This window comes from Burkholderia sp. MSMB0856, assembly GCF_001524645.2.
In the GTDB taxonomy this organism is placed as follows: Bacteria; Pseudomonadota; Gammaproteobacteria; order Burkholderiales; family Burkholderiaceae; genus Burkholderia; species Burkholderia diffusa.
In genome coordinates this window covers 790,199-803,841 of record NZ_CP013429.1, presented here as the reverse complement: position 1 = coordinate 803,841, position 13,643 = coordinate 790,199, and the positions used below count along the sequence as shown (strand labels likewise).

Below are 13,643 nucleotides of genomic sequence, written 5' to 3'. Positions count from 1 at the left end.
ACACCATGACTACCGCGAAAGCATTCATCGATCATCGCATCTATACGATCCGGCCGCGCGGCATGGCTGAGTTCATCGAGATCTTCGACCGGCTCGCGATGCCGATCCAGGTGAAGTATCTCGGCGCGCCCGTCGGCTTCTACATGAGCGACATCGGCGCATTGAATCAGATCGTCCACTTGTGGGGCTACGACAGCATCGCCGATTACGACGCGCGGCGCACCGCGCGCGATGCCGATCCGGACTGGCCCGCGTATCTGCAGGCGTCCGGCCATCTGATCGTCGCGCAGGAAAGCCGCATCATCCGCCGCGTCGAGTTCCCGAGCCTCGCGTACCTGACGCGCTGAGTCCATGACGACGACACCCCGTTTCGACATGGACGCCATTCGCGTGGAGAGGGTGGCGGTCGTGACGGGCGCCGCCGATGCGCCGCCTGGCTGACCTGTGCACGTCGCCTGGACGCCAGACATACAACGAAACATGAACATGGAGATATCCGCGTGCGTGCGGCGCATCAGCGCCGTCTTGCGCCCGGACTGAAGGAGACACACGATGAAAACCCAACCGCGTACGCTCGACGTGCAGTCGTTCATCGACGCCGAGCGCTTTTCCCCCTGCCAGTGGCTGATCCTGATCCTGTGCTTCCTGGTCGTGGCCGCCGACGGCTACGACACGGCCGCGATCGGCTTCATCGCGCCCGCGCTGACGCACGACTGGGGCATCGCGCGCAGCGCGCTCGGCCCGGTGATGAGCGCGGCGCTGGCCGGACTCGGCATCGGCGCACTTGCCGCCGGCCCCTGCGCGGACCGACTCGGCCGCAAGACCGTGCTCGTGCTGTCGGTCGTGTGCTTCGGCGCGTGGAGCATGGTGTCGGCGCATGCGCAGTCGATCGAGGCGCTGACCGCCTTTCGCTTCCTGACCGGGCTCGGCCTCGGCGCGGCGATGCCGAACGCCGTTACGCTGATGGCGGAATATGCGCCGGCCCGGATTCGTGGCGTGGCCGTCAACGCGATGTTCTGCGGCTTCTCGTGCGGGCTCGCGGTGGGTGGCATCACGTCGGCATGGCTGATTCCGCACTTCGGCTGGCAAAGCGTGCTGACCGCGGGCGGCATCGGACCGATCGCGCTGGCGGTCGCGCTCGTGATGCTGCTGCCCGAGTCGGCGCAGTATCTCGCGGCACGACCGGGCACGCATGCGCGCATCGCGCGCATCCTCGCACGGATCGCGCCGAACGAGCGCTTCGACGACTGTACCTTCGTGGCCGCCGGCGCGCGCCCGCAGGCCGGCGGGGCGTCCGCGCTCGCACAGGTGCTGTCCGCGCAGTTTCGTTCGCGCACGCTGATGCTGTGGGCGGCCTACTTCATGGGGCTGCTGATCTATTACCTGCTGACCAACTGGATGCCGACGCTGCTTCGCGATGCGGGCTTCAGCGCCGAAGGCGGCGCGCTGATGACGTCGCTGTTCCCGCTGGGCGGCGTGCTCGGCAACCTCGGTGTCGGATGGCTGATGGATCGCTTCAATCCGAACCGGACGATCGTGTTCGCGTATGTCGTGGCTGCGCTGCTGGTGCTCGTGGCGAGCCGCACGATCGGGCATGCCGCGTGGCTCGGCACGTTGATCTTCCTGTGCGGCACCGTGGTAACCAGCGCGGTGACGTCGATGTCGGCCTATGCGGCGAGCCTGTATCCGACGGGTTGCCGCGCGACGGGCGTGGCCTGGATGCTCGGCATCGGACGGATTGGCGGCGTGGCCGGCGCGTTCGCCGGCGCGATGCTGATGGGGCTCGGCTGGCGCTTCGGCGATGTGTTCAGCCTGCTCGCGGTGCCGGCGCTCGTCGCGGCCGGTGCGTTGCATGCGATCGGCCGTTGCCGCACGGAAATCACGGAACAGGAGCGCGCGAGTGGCGCGGCCGTGCAGCAACACTGATGCGGCGGGGGCCCGCCGAGCACGTGCGGGCGCGTTGCTTGGGGGCGCGGCATGAACAAGAAAAGCCACGGAGGGCTCCGTGGCTTTTCTTCTCGATCACGCAGCCGTGTCACGGCCGCGTATCGCACTGCATCGTGCGAGCGCGCTTACGCGATGCTCTTCGACCAGTTCGCATACCAGTTGCGGAACAGCGTGTACTGCGCTTCCGCGTAGTTGCGTTGCGCGTCGCTCAGTGCGTCGGTTTCGTTGAAGTGCAGCGTGTATTCCTTGTCGCCATTCAGCACCATCAGGTGCTTGTAGAACAGGACCAGGTCGCAGCCTTCGTCGAACGACGACAGCACGGCCAGCGCCGCTTCCAGTTCCTTCGCACGTACGCGTGCCACCGCATCGCCTTGCGCGGCCTTTTTGCACAGGTCGACGAGTTGCAGCACTTCGCGCGGCAGCGCGTTGCCGATGCCCGTGATCGCGCCCGCGGCGCCGCAGTTCACGAAGCCGTGGAAGACTTGCGTGTCGACGCCGGCCATCAGCGTCACGCTGTCGTCCTGCGACGTGATGTTCTCGGCTGCGTAACGCATGTCGGCGGCGCCGCCGAATTCCTTGAAGCCGATCAGGTTCGGGTGCTGGCGACGCAGTTCGAAGAACAGGTCGGCACGGGTCGCGAAGCCGTAGTACGGGCTGTTGTAGATCACGGCCGGCAGGTTCGGCGCGGCGTTCAGGATTGCGGCGAAGTGTGCCTTCTGCGCGGCCGGCGATGCGCCGCGCGACAGCACGCGCGGGATCACCATCAGGCCGTGCGCGCCGACCTTCGCGGCATGCGCCGCGTGCGACACGGCTTCCTTCGAGTTCACCGCGCCGGTGCCGACGATCGTCGGGACGCCGGCTTCGACCAGGCGCGCGACGCCTTCCTGGCGCTGCGCTTCAGTCAGCAGCGGCCAGTCGCCCATCGAGCCGCAGTACACCACCGCGCGCATGCCGAGTGCCACCAGTTCCTTGCCCTTCTTCACCAGCGCGTCGAAATCCGGCTGACGGTCAGCGGTGCACGGCGTCATCAGGGCCGGAATGGTGCCGGTAAAAATGTTGTCGCTCATCTCGTTTCCTCACATTCAGATAGGGTCAACTGCCATTGCTGGCAACGTGGGCGGTACGCGCGCTCGCCGTCTCGTCGGTGCTTCACGTGATCCGGACGGCGGCTGGCCACCTCTTGTTTGCCTCGGTGCCGAAACGTTGCCTCCGGTTTCGCCCGAGAGTCAGCCATCGACGAGTGCATTCTAGCCAGTTCGCATATTTTATACAATATAAAATAAAAAGGGCATGACGAAGGCCGTCGTTCCGGGCAGCGGGGCGGGCGGTGAACCCTGCCACGACGGCCTCCGGCGAGGATGGTGGGCGATTCCTGCGAAGTCGGCGCGATGCGGGTCCTGGCGCTGCACGATGGTCCACAAAGCCGGACCGGCGTTGCGCAAACCGTTCCCATCGCGCTTTCATCAGACCGAAATCCGATCGTTGGCTGACTCTCTGAACGACCGCCGACGTGTCGCATTTCCGCCGAAGGCATTTTTGAGATTGCTTGGATTGTGTATTGGATATTGTATAAAATCTTTCGGCGCGCTTACCCGCGAACCGGCCCGTCAAGGGAAATGGAAGATAACGAGAGGAGATACGGAGATGACAAGTCAGGTCGGCGAGGCAGTCTCGCCTGGTGGTGTGGCGACCGTGCAGGACACGGCATCGAAACGGGAATTGAAGCGGGTCGTCGCGGCGTCGATGGTCGGGTCGGTGGCGGAGTGGTACGAGTTCTTCCTGTATGGAACGGCGTCGGCGCTGGTGTTCGGCACGCATTTCTTCAAGAAGACGGGCAACCCGATCGACGGCCTGCTCGCGGCGTTCGCGCTGTATGCGGTGGGATTCGCCGCGCGCCCGATCGGCGGGCTGGTGTTCGGCTATTACGGCGACAAGTTCGGCCGCAAATACCTGCTGCAGGTCAGCCTGATCGTGGTCGGCATCACGACGTTCCTGATGGGCTGCCTGCCGACCTTCGATGCGATCGGCTACTGGGCGCCGGTGCTGCTGGTGTCGCTGCGCCTGATTCAGGGCTTCGCGTTCGGCGGCGAGTGGGGCGGTGCGATCCTGCTGGTCAGCGAGCACAGCCCGGACAACCGCCGCGGCTACTGGGCCAGCTGGCCGCAAGCCGGCGTGCCGGCCGGCAACCTGGTCGCGACGATCATCCTGCTGGTGCTGTCGAGCTCGCTGTCCGAGGCCGACTTCCTGGCGTGGGGCTGGCGCGCGGCGTTCTGGTTCTCGGCGGTGGTCGTGCTGATCGGTTTCTGGATTCGCCGTAAGGTCGACGATGCGCCGATCTTCAAGGAAGCGCAGGCGCGCCGCGCGCAGAAGCAGGAAAAGCAGCTCGGCGTGGGGCACGTGCTGAAGTACCACTGGCGGCAGGTGCTGATCGGTATCGGCGCGCGTTTCGCCGAAAACATCCTGTACTACATGGTCGTCACGTTTTCGCTGACGTACCTGAAGCTGGTCGTCGGCTTCGATACCACACGGATCCTGAAGCTGATGTTCGCCGCCAACGCGATCCACTTCTTCTTCATTCCGTTGATGGGGCTGATGTCGGACCTCGTCGGCCGCAAGCCCGTGTACCTGACCGGCGCGGTGCTGACCGCGGGCTGGGGCTTCGTCGCGTTCCCGATGATGGACACCGGCAACGACTGGATCATCATGGCCGCAATCGTGCTCGGCCTGTTCATCGAATCGATGACCTACTCGCCGTACTCGGCGCTGATGACCGAGATGTTCCCGACCAACGTGCGCTATACCGCGCTGTCGCTGTGCTATCAGGTCGCGCCGCTGATGGCGGGCTCGCTCGCGCCGTTGATCGGGCTGTCGTTGCTCGAGCGTTATCATTCGTCGACGCCGATCGCGTTGTATCTGGTCGCGGCGGCGGCGATCTCGATCGTATGCGTGGGCCTCGCGAAGGAAACGCGCGGCAAGTCGCTGCGCGACGTCGACGCCGAGGCAAGCCGACGGACCCACGCGTGACGTATGCGGCCGAAGCCTGCTTGAACGCACCGAAGCCACCCGCGAGGGTGGCTTTTTTTCGGTTCATCGCGGATTCCCGGGGGAGGGCGGGGAAGACGGTCAGTGGCCTTCTACGAATTGCCTGGAGCCCTTGACGATCGCCGCCGCTTTCAGGAATTGCTCCGGTTTCCTATGGATCGCGAGCGCGCAGCCGCGACCCGCGCCGGCGCGGCGACGGTCCTGCTCGACATGTCGCGTCAGGGCAAAACCTTGCCGCCGCGGGGCGATGATTTTCGACAGCCGACGGGGTTCAGGCTGCTGCCGCCTGATGAATCGCGTCGTCTCGATCGCCGCCCAGGATATCGACAAGATCGGTCAACATCCGCCCCAATTCACCCGTCATCAGCGTGACGTCGGAGTCGAAGCGTTCGTCGTCGTTTTGCGCGGTGGGATCCGTCGCTTCCTTGATCACGTCGAGCGGCGTGACACGCTTGATCGTCAGCGACGGTGTCAGCACGAAGGAGATCCGGTCATCCCAGGTCATCGCGAGGCGCATGCATTGTTTGCCGGCCTCGATGTGCCGGCGCATGTCGTTCGCTTCCAGCGCGTGGCCGACGTATCGCACCGTGGCGCCGCCTTCGCCGCTCGAGCGCAACTCGGCGTCCTGGTCCACGGTGAATCCGCCCGGCGCGTCGCCGGACAGCAGCCAATCCGTCATCGCGGCGACCGGCGAAAGCGCCACCTGAACGCCGGCGAGCGGCAATTGATCGATCGATTTGACGAGCAGGCCGCGGACGTCGTCGGCAAGCGCCTGTGCAGCCGCATCGATGACGAGCCAGCCGTTCACCGTATCGATCCATACGCGGGTATCGCGGCGAATGGTGAACGCGCGCGGCAGCAGTTCGTCGGTGACTTGCTCCTTGAGTTCGCGCAACTGTTTTCGTCCGACCTTGAAGCCCTGCTGCTCCTCGACTTCAAGCGCGCGGGCCTTGGTCACCTGATTGACGACCGAGGCCGGAAGCAGCTTCTTTTCGGCACGAAACGTCAGCAGCATCTGCCGGTTGATCGAATAGACGAGCGCGCCGTCGTCACGCGGCGACGCCCATCCGACGCGCTGCATCTCGACGCTGGTGCCCGGCTGAAACGCGTGAGGCGCCAACCATGCTTCCATCTGGTCGGGGGTAACGGCCCACGGTGCCGGAAGACGATGAAGCTGAAGATTCTTGAACCACATAGGCGTGCGGGCAAAGCGCATCATTCTATATGACGGTGACGTTTGCCGGCCAGGAAGCGCCGTCAGCCTGCATGCTCATTCGGATACTCGAGCGACCGCTCCGGTTGGCAAACGGGCGTTCCGATGTGAATGATTCGGATCTCGTCATCTGCCAAAGCGCTTCTGACCCGCACTCAGGGTGTTCAGCATCTGGTGAATTCTCAACCCGACAAATTGGCGTTGCGGCGACATGCTACGATCAACGCGATCCGACTTTCATCCCGACGCACGATGACGACAATGTATGAATTGCTCGGTGTGTGCGAGAACGCCACCGACGAGGAAATCAAGCGCGGCTACCGAAAGGCGGCGATGAAAGCGCATCCCGACCGCAACGTCGGGTGCGAAGCGGACGCGCATGCGCGATTTCAGGAGATCAAGGAGGCATACGCGATTCTCTCGAATCCGGAGCTGCGCCGCGTCTACGACACCGTTTACGCAGAGGAAATGCTCCGTCACGCACGGCTTCGCGAAGAAGAGGAGCGCCTGAAGGCGGAGCGCGAAGCGGAATATGCGCGATTCGTGGCATGGGCGATGCGCTTCGCCGAGCAAGGGCACAACCGCGACGTCGTGTTCGGTGTTCTGCTCGGCCGCGATTGCGATGTTCAACTCGCCGAGCGCATTGCCGACAGCGTGGTCGAGCTGCATGCGTCGCGCCAGCCGGGCGCATCGCGGGACGGACCGCATGATGGGCAGATGCCGCAATGCGACGAGAGGGTGACGCAGGCGGCATCGGCGCAAGCGTCAGAGAGCGACGCGCGAAGGAGTGACGAACACGCGCATACGGACTTTTTCCGCGCTCTGTGGCACGGCATGTTCGGGCTGCGCCAGTGAGTCCTGGTGGGCGACCGGTTTTGCGAACGCGGAACTCGACCGCGATCGGTGCCATCGTCGGGGGAGGTTCTTCGATCGACTGCTTCATGAATCGATGGCTAATTGGATTGAATCTGCACCACTAAACGGTCAGTCCCGTCGACGACGATGCGACGAGTTGACACACTTGCGGGGCAGAGGCCCGAGACGGCAATACGGCCGTTGAACAGGTGCGAAGGCGCACGGGCCAAACGTCGGCGTCAGGCGGCGCGTTGCATCGTCCGAATTCGCGGCGCCTGTCCGGGTGCGACCCATGCGATGATGTGCCGTGACCAACATGAGAGATGGAATGACGACTACGTTCGACCAGGCGACAACGGCGGCGATCGCCGCATTTGCCCAATTGGATTTCTACACGGCGGTGCAAGCGATGCGCGCCGAGGCCGATTACGACCGCGAGCGAGACCAGTGGATCACGCGCTATATCGATGAGCACGGCGGCGGGGCGGACGATGCAGCATACGATGCGCTGCACGCGCAGGCCCAGGCGACCCCGGAATACGCGGAGTTCGTCGATGCGGTTCGCCGGGAAATCCTAGAATACTTCGGCGTGACCGACGATCAACTGGACTGCATGGTCCTGCTGCGCGATGACGATAGCGATGAGCTGTGGGCGGAAGTCAATCGGCAGCGGAGCGCGCTGGGAACCGGTGAAGTGCGCGGCGATCTCTGATCGTTGCTTGTCGCTGGGGTGTTGAGTCGTGCTGGGTGCAGTGGGGCGGCATACGACATCCGCAGGCGGGCGAACGAAGGGCGCGACAGCGTGAAGCCCCATGCGGGGGCGGTTCGACGACACGGGCGCTCTGCTAATATTGTAGAAAATATGCAATATCCGCCGCCGCGCCGGCATCCTGCCTGACCGCCTTCCCCAGCCCGAACATGAACGAGAAACGCCCTGCTCTTGTCTACGCCACGCGCGCCGAAGCCGCAGCGAACGAATTGCGCCGCCGTATCCTGACAGGGGAGTATGTCGACGGCTATCAGCTTCGCCAGGATGCGCTGGCGACCGAGCTCGGCATCAGCCGGATCCCGCTGCGCGAAGCGCTCGTGCAGCTCGAGAGCGAGGGGCTCGTCAAGATCCTGCCCCACAAGGGGGCGATCGTTTCGGAACTGTCCCCGGAAGACATCACCGAACTGTTCGAACTGCGCGCGCTGCTGGAACCCGTGCTGCTGAAGAAGTCGATTCCGAAGCTGACCCCCGACGATTTCGCGCGGCTCGATGCGATCCTCGAGGAATACAGCGAGGTGCTGCATGCGAGCCAGTCCGGACGCTGGGGCGAACTGAACACCGAACTGCATCATCTGCTGCTGTCGCGCGCCGACCAGCCGAAGACGGCGGCGATCGTCGCGTCGCTGCTGCAGCAGACCGACCGCTACACGCGCGTGCAGTTGTCGCTGTCCGAGGCCGCGCGCGACGTGGCCGAATCCGAACACGCCGAACTGGTCGCGTTGTGCCGCAAGGGCGATGCGCGCGCGGCGGCATCGCTTCTCAAGCGGCATATCGAGCATGCGGGCGGCGAGCTGAACGCGTTTCTGCGCGATCGACGCCTCGGTCGTTGAGCGCGCGTCCGGCCAGGACGTTGCGAACACCGCGTTGCAGCGGATTCCGGCATCGAGGCGCGATCGCGTGCGAGGCGCGGCCCGTCCGGGCATCGCGGCAACGGGCCTGCATGCGTGACGTTCGCCTACCCGCCGCCGATACCCTGTAGCACCTTGCCCGTTCCTCCGCACACCGTGCACGGCTGTCCTTCGACCATGCCCGTGCCGCGGCATACGCCGCACAGGTCCTCGCCCACGCCCGGCGCATCGGGCGGCCCTTCGTCGCCCGGATTCAGCGGTGTGTCCTGATTCGGCCCTGCCGACATTCTGGTCGTCTGCATCGCATACCTCCTTTCGCATTTTCGATGTCGCCGTGAGCACGCATCGCGCGTGCCCACGGCGACTGCATGCGGGTGGGCGCCGGTCCGTATGCCGGAAGTCGTCATCGCATCGTCATTACAACGACGGCGCCCACATCGAGCCACGTTGCGAAGCGTGAGGTTCGCATCCGGTTGATCGTCGAGGCCTGATATCGCGTGGCAGCGATTGTCGTGTGGTCGGTCATCCTACAACTTGCGAAATAGAAGCGAATACCGGAGTTCGGTCTCGGGAAAGCGATGCAACGTCGTGCCGAGCCAGATGCGGACCCATTTCCGGAAAACGTTTCGCCAAAAGTCACCCGAACAGAGAAGACTTCGTCCCATACCCCGCCGCGAGCCTGCGCCAGTGCCCGTTATAGGGTATGCACCAAGTGAGTAAAACGATTAACCGCCGTACATTCGCTCCGACACATCATACAACGTATGACTGCGATTCCTCGAAGGGCCGTACGTCGATGCATGCGGATGCCGCCCGGATCGCTGCCAAATAACGAGCAACCAGCAAGGAGACTGACGATGAAGCACCGATTCACCCGCTCCCGTAACGCACTGGCCGTCGCGCTGATGGCCGGCTTCGCGGTGTCCGCGCAGGCCCGCGTGTTCCGCTCGGCGGACGTGCACGGCGACAGCTTCCCGACCAACATGGCGGTCAAGTACATGGGCGACGAGCTGTCGAAGCTGACGGGCGGCAAGGACTCGATCAAGGTGTTCGGCAACAGCGCGCTCGGCTCCGAGAAGGACACGGTCGACCAGGTGCGGATCGGCGCGATCGACATGGCGCGCGTGAACGGCGCGTCGTTCAACGAGATCGTGCCGGAATCGCTGATTCCGTCGTTCCCGTTCCTGTTCCGCGACGTCGACCATTTCCGCAAGGCGATGTACGGCCCGGCCGGCCAGAAGATTCTCGACGCGTTCGCGGCGAAGGGGATGATCGCGCTGACGTTCTACGAGAGCGGCGCGCGCTCGATCTACGCGAAGCGCCCGGTGCGCACGCCCGCCGACATGAAGGGGCTGAAGGTGCGTGTGCAACCATCCGACCTGATGGTCGACGAGATCCGGGCGATGGGCGGCACGCCGACGCCGATGCCGTTCGCCGAGGTCTACACGGGCCTGAAGACGGGCCTCGTCGACGCGGCGGAAAACAACCTGCCGTCGTACGAGGAAACCAAGCACTTCGAAGTAGCGCCCGATTACTCGGAGACGCAGCACGCGATGACGCCGGAAGTGCTGGTGTTCTCGAAGAAGATCTGGGACACGCTGTCGCCGCAGGAGCAGGCCGCGATCAGGAAGGCCGCGGCCGATTCGGTGCCGTATTACCAGAAGCTGTGGACCGCGCGCGAGGCATCGGCGCAGCAGACGGTGACGAAGGGCGGCGCGAAGATCCTGCCGGCCGCGCAGGTCGATCGCGCGGCGTTCGTGAAGGCGATGCAGCCGCTGTGGGCGAAGTACGAGAAGACGCCGCAGATGAAGCAGATCGTCGACGAGATCGAGGCAACCAAGTGACCCGTCGCACTTCCCTGAACGGCGCGGCGGCCGTGGGCGCGCCGGACGCGGCCGCCACGGACGGTGCGACATCGTGCCGGCCGCGCGCGGCCGCGCCGCGCCTGCGTTGCGTGAACGACCTGCTGTTTCGCGCACTGGCCGTGGTCGCGTCGCTGTGTCTCGCGGCGCTCACGGTGCTGGTGTTCTACGCGGTCGTGATGCGTTACGTATTCGAGAACGCGCCCGATTTCGTCGAGCCGATCGCGCTGCTGCTGGTGATCGTGATCGCGATGTTCGGCGCCGCGATGAAGGTGCGCGACGGCGGCCACATCGGCCTCGACTCGCTCGTGCGGCGCCTGTCGCCGCGCGCGCGCTCCGTGGTGATCGCGATCCAGCACCTGAGCCTGATCGCGTTCGCGATCGCGATCATGGTCGGCTGCGGCAGCATGGCCGCCGAGACGATGGGCGACCGCATTCCGATCATCGGGCTGCCCGAGGGCGTGCGCTACCTGATCACGATTCCCGCGGCGATCGCCATCATCCTCTTCTCGCTCGAGCACCTGCTCGCGCTTCGTCGTTCTTCGTCGGGCCAATAACGTCATGGAACTCGCGATCCTGTCCGTCAGTTTTCTGATTTTCCTCGTGCTCGGCGTGCCCGTTTCGTTCGCGCTCGGAATTGCCTGCGTGCTGACCTATATGGTCGAAGGGCTGCCGATCGCGACCGCGATGCAGTCGATGATCTCGGGAATGAATGCGTTCTCGTTCCTCGCGGTGCCGTTCTTCATCTTCTCCGGCGAGCTGATGCTGCACGGCGGCATCGCGGACCGGATCCTGCGTTTCGCGCAGGCGACCGTCGGCCACTTCCGCGGCGGCCTCGGGATGGCCAACGTCGTCGCGTGCACGCTGTTCGGCGGCGTGTCCGGCTCGCCGACCGCCGATACGTCGGCGATGGGCGGCGTGGTGATTCCGCTGATGAAGCGCGAAGGCTACAGCGCGGCCTACGCGGTCAACGTGACGACCCACGCGTCGCTCGCCGGTGCGCTGATGCCGACGTCGACCAACATGATCATCTACGCGTTCGCCGCGCAGGGGATCACGGGGATGCTGCATGGCCAGCAGGTGAGCGGCGTGTCGATCGGCGACCTGCTGTTCTCCGGCCTTCTACCCGTGCTGTGGGTGATGGGCTTCGTGCTCGCCGCCGCGTACTGGCAAGCCGTGCGTCACGGCTATCCGCGCCGTGAAGACGGTTCGTCCGCGCTGCCGGCGTTCCCGGGCTGGTATGCGGTGCTGCGCAGCTTCGTCGGCGCGGTGCCGGGCCTGATGGTGATCGCGATCATCCTCGTGTGCGTCGCGAAGGGGATCGCCACCGCGACGGAAGCCGCCGCGATCGCCGTCGTGTATTCGCTCGTGCTGACCGCGATCGTGTACCGCACGCTGACCGTCGAGAAACTGCGCCGCGCGCTGTCGCATGCGGCGCGCACGACGGGCGTCGTGCTGCTGCTGATCGCCGTGTCGAACATGCTGCGCTTCCAGATGTCGTACCTGGAGATTCCGGATGCGATCGAGGGGCTGCTGAAGCAGTCGACCGCAGCGCCCTGGCTGATGCTGCTGTACATCAACATCATCCAGGTGTTCCTCGGCACGTTCGTCGACATGGCCGCGCACATCCTGATCACGACGCCGCTGTTCCTGCCGATCGCGATGGCATGCGGCGTCGGGCCGGTGCAGTTCGGGATCATGCTGCTGCTGAACTGCTCGCTCGGCCTCGTTCATCCGCCGATCGGTTCGGTGCAGTTCGTCGGCTGCGCGATCGGCAACGTGTCGATCGGCGAGACGACGAAGATGGCGTGGCCGTATTACCTCGCGATCTTCAGTGCGATCAACATCGTCACGTACATGCCGTTCTTCTCCACCTGGCTGCCGAGCCTCATCAGCGGGCACGCGGTGTTCTGATCGCGCGTTTCGCCCGTCGCGGCGCCGGACGACCGAGGTTGTCCGGCGCCGCGGTCACGTCTACGGTGTGCTTCACGCACGGCAAATTCACATCGACATGAAAAGAGCATGGCGCGCCGTCGCGGCCGCCGCATTCGCGTTGGCCGCATCGCTCGCGCGCGCAGCGTCGTAAGCGTACGTCTCGAACGGAGACAGCCGCGGCATTCCGGTGTTCGGCGTCGTCCCGGTCGCACGGCGAAAGTGCGCGACGGCAGTCATACGCCGTGCGGCAACCTGTGCGATGATTCGGCGCTTCGCGTTCGTGGCGCCCGTTTCCGGGCCGCCGCCGATCGCATTGACATCCGGAGACGACATGCCCGCACACATTGTTCATGGCAGCACCCTGCATTACCAGGATCACGGCGCCGGCTTTCCGGTGCTGCTTGGACACAGCTACCTGTGGGATTCGGCGATGTGGGCGCCGCAGATCGACGCGCTATCGAGCCGCTATCGTGTGATCGTGCCGGACCTGTGGGGGCATGGCGCGTCCGGCCCGCTGCCCGGTGGCACCGAGACGCTCGACGACCTCGCCGCGCACGCGAGCGCATTGCTCGATGCGCTGGAGATCGAGCAGTGTGCGGTCGTGGGGCTGAGCGTCGGCGGGATGTGGGGCGCGCGGCTCGCGTTGCGCGAACCACAGCGCGTGCGCTCCCTCGTGCTGATGGATGCGTCGCTGGAGGCCGAACCCGACGCGACGCGGCTGCGTTACTTCGGGATGCTCGATGCGATCGCCGCTGCCGGCTGCATCGCGCCGCCGCTGCTCGATGCGATCGTGCCGCTGTTCTTCCGGCCGGACGTGAACCTTGCCGACTCGGTGCCGACCGCGTTTCGCGCCGCGCTCGCGAACCTGCCGGCCGATCGGCTGCGGCAGTCGATCGTCCCGCTCGGTCGACTGATCTTCGGGCGACCGGATACGCTGGCCGCACTCGCCGAACTGGATGCCGAGCGCACGCTGCTGATGTGCGGCGCGGGCGACATGGCGCGTCCGCCGTCGGAGACGGTGAAGATGGCGAGCGTGATCGGTTGTCGCCATGCGCTGGTGCCGGACGCAGGTCACATCTCGAACCTGGAGAATCCCGCGTTCGTCACGCGGACGCTGCTCGACTGGTTCGACGAACAGCAACTCGCGGCGGGCTGAGCGTCACATGCGCGAC

Annotated in this window: 13 protein-coding genes; 10 read left to right on the top strand and 3 right to left on the bottom strand. The window is 65.1% G+C overall.

Annotated features, from left to right (window positions below):
• Nucleotides 1-5: 5 nt before the first annotated feature.
• Both WS87_RS32340 and WS87_RS32335 read left to right on the top strand, forming a co-directional pair.
• Entirely contained in the window at nt 6-347 is a 342-nt protein-coding gene (locus WS87_RS32340; RefSeq protein WP_059820845.1) for an NIPSNAP family protein, read from the top strand.
• Nucleotides 348-552: 205 nt separating this feature from the next.
• Nucleotides 553-1,926: an MFS transporter gene (locus tag WS87_RS32335; RefSeq protein WP_059820797.1), complete on the top strand. Its 1,374-nt coding sequence runs from the start codon at nt 553-555 to the stop codon at nt 1,924-1,926.
• A gap of 146 nt (nt 1,927-2,072) precedes the next feature.
• On the opposite strand, the gene WS87_RS32330 is transcribed toward WS87_RS32335, so the two are convergent.
• The gene (locus tag WS87_RS32330; RefSeq protein WP_059525958.1) at nt 2,073-3,014 is read right to left on the bottom strand and encodes a dihydrodipicolinate synthase family protein; all 942 of its coding nucleotides are present in this window, start codon (nt 3,012-3,014) and stop codon (nt 2,073-2,075) included.
• A gap of 577 nt (nt 3,015-3,591) precedes the next feature.
• Between WS87_RS32330 and abaF the strand changes: the two genes are divergently transcribed.
• Nucleotides 3,592-4,971: a fosfomycin efflux MFS transporter AbaF gene (gene abaF / locus WS87_RS32325; RefSeq protein ID WP_059820796.1), complete on the top strand. Its 1,380-nt coding sequence runs from the start codon at nt 3,592-3,594 to the stop codon at nt 4,969-4,971.
• 289 nt (nt 4,972-5,260) lie between these two features.
• Here abaF and WS87_RS32320 read toward each other — a convergent pair whose 3' ends face one another.
• Nucleotides 5,261-6,184, bottom strand: a complete 924-nt coding sequence (locus WS87_RS32320) for a recombination-associated protein RdgC (protein WP_059525954.1) — start codon at nt 6,182-6,184, stop codon at nt 5,261-5,263.
• A gap of 270 nt (nt 6,185-6,454) precedes the next feature.
• On the opposite strand from WS87_RS32320, the gene WS87_RS32315 reads away from it, so the two are divergent.
• The 3 genes from WS87_RS32315 to WS87_RS32305 all read left to right on the top strand — a co-directional run bounded on the left by WS87_RS32315 (nt 6,455) and on the right by WS87_RS32305 (nt 8,656).
• Nucleotides 6,455-7,057, top strand: a complete 603-nt coding sequence (locus WS87_RS32315) for a J domain-containing protein (protein ID WP_059820795.1) — start codon at nt 6,455-6,457, stop codon at nt 7,055-7,057.
• A 328-nt stretch (nt 7,058-7,385) separates the two neighbouring features.
• Nucleotides 7,386-7,769, top strand: coding sequence for a hypothetical protein (locus WS87_RS32310; RefSeq protein WP_059820794.1), 384 nt, complete (start codon nt 7,386-7,388; stop codon nt 7,767-7,769).
• Nucleotides 7,770-7,975: 206 nt separating this feature from the next.
• Nucleotides 7,976-8,656 carry a GntR family transcriptional regulator gene (locus tag WS87_RS32305; RefSeq protein ID WP_059820793.1) on the top strand — a complete coding sequence of 227 codons (681 nt, stop codon included), beginning with the start codon at nt 7,976-7,978 and terminating at the stop codon, nt 8,654-8,656.
• Between the two features lie 125 nt (nt 8,657-8,781).
• On the opposite strand, the gene WS87_RS32300 is transcribed toward WS87_RS32305, so the two are convergent.
• Nucleotides 8,782-8,976 carry a hypothetical protein gene (locus tag WS87_RS32300; RefSeq protein WP_059693630.1) on the bottom strand — a complete coding sequence of 65 codons (195 nt, stop codon included), beginning with the start codon at nt 8,974-8,976 and terminating at the stop codon, nt 8,782-8,784.
• 555 nt (nt 8,977-9,531) lie between these two features.
• On the opposite strand from WS87_RS32300, the gene WS87_RS32295 reads away from it, so the two are divergent.
• The 4 genes from WS87_RS32295 to WS87_RS32275 all read left to right on the top strand — a co-directional run bounded on the left by WS87_RS32295 (nt 9,532) and on the right by WS87_RS32275 (nt 13,627).
• Nucleotides 9,532-10,518, top strand: coding sequence for a TRAP transporter substrate-binding protein (locus WS87_RS32295; protein WP_059693628.1), 987 nt, complete (start codon nt 9,532-9,534; stop codon nt 10,516-10,518).
• Complete coding sequence (locus tag WS87_RS32290) at nt 10,515-11,093, top strand: TRAP transporter small permease (protein WP_059820792.1); 579 nt, start codon at nt 10,515-10,517, stop codon at nt 11,091-11,093. Before WS87_RS32295 ends, WS87_RS32290 begins: the two co-directional genes overlap by 4 nt.
• A 4-nt stretch (nt 11,094-11,097) precedes the next feature.
• Nucleotides 11,098-12,450 carry a TRAP transporter large permease gene (locus WS87_RS32285; RefSeq protein ID WP_059449222.1) on the top strand — a complete coding sequence of 451 codons (1,353 nt, stop codon included), beginning with the start codon at nt 11,098-11,100 and terminating at the stop codon, nt 12,448-12,450.
• A 352-nt stretch (nt 12,451-12,802) separates the two neighbouring features.
• Nucleotides 12,803-13,627 carry an alpha/beta fold hydrolase gene (locus WS87_RS32275; protein WP_059820790.1) on the top strand — a complete coding sequence of 275 codons (825 nt, stop codon included), beginning with the start codon at nt 12,803-12,805 and terminating at the stop codon, nt 13,625-13,627.
• The last annotated feature ends 16 nt before the right edge of the window (nt 13,628-13,643 follow it).

Bases quoted from the DNA above. Each gene is read 5' to 3' on its own strand.
- WS87_RS32330 (WP_059525958.1), bottom strand. From the start codon at position 3,014: ATGAGCGACAACATTTTTACCGGCACCATTCCGGCCCTGATGACGCCG.
- WS87_RS32295 (WP_059693628.1), top strand. From the start codon at position 9,532: ATGAAGCACCGATTCACCCGCTCCCGTAACGCACTGGCCGTCGCGCTG.
- abaF (WP_059820796.1), top strand. From the start codon at position 3,592: ATGACAAGTCAGGTCGGCGAGGCAGTCTCGCCTGGTGGTGTGGCGACC.
- WS87_RS32315 (WP_059820795.1), top strand. From the start codon at position 6,455: ATGACGACAATGTATGAATTGCTCGGTGTGTGCGAGAACGCCACCGAC.
- WS87_RS32305 (WP_059820793.1), top strand. From the start codon at position 7,976: ATGAACGAGAAACGCCCTGCTCTTGTCTACGCCACGCGCGCCGAAGCC.
- WS87_RS32300 (WP_059693630.1), bottom strand. From the start codon at position 8,976: ATGCAGACGACCAGAATGTCGGCAGGGCCGAATCAGGACACACCGCTG.
- WS87_RS32335 (WP_059820797.1), top strand. From the start codon at position 553: ATGAAAACCCAACCGCGTACGCTCGACGTGCAGTCGTTCATCGACGCC.
- WS87_RS32285 (WP_059449222.1), top strand. From the start codon at position 11,098: ATGGAACTCGCGATCCTGTCCGTCAGTTTTCTGATTTTCCTCGTGCTC.
- WS87_RS32275 (WP_059820790.1), top strand. From the start codon at position 12,803: ATGCCCGCACACATTGTTCATGGCAGCACCCTGCATTACCAGGATCAC.
- WS87_RS32320 (WP_059525954.1), bottom strand. From the start codon at position 6,184: ATGTGGTTCAAGAATCTTCAGCTTCATCGTCTTCCGGCACCGTGGGCC.
- WS87_RS32340 (WP_059820845.1), top strand. From the start codon at position 6: ATGACTACCGCGAAAGCATTCATCGATCATCGCATCTATACGATCCGG.
- WS87_RS32310 (WP_059820794.1), top strand. From the start codon at position 7,386: ATGACGACTACGTTCGACCAGGCGACAACGGCGGCGATCGCCGCATTT.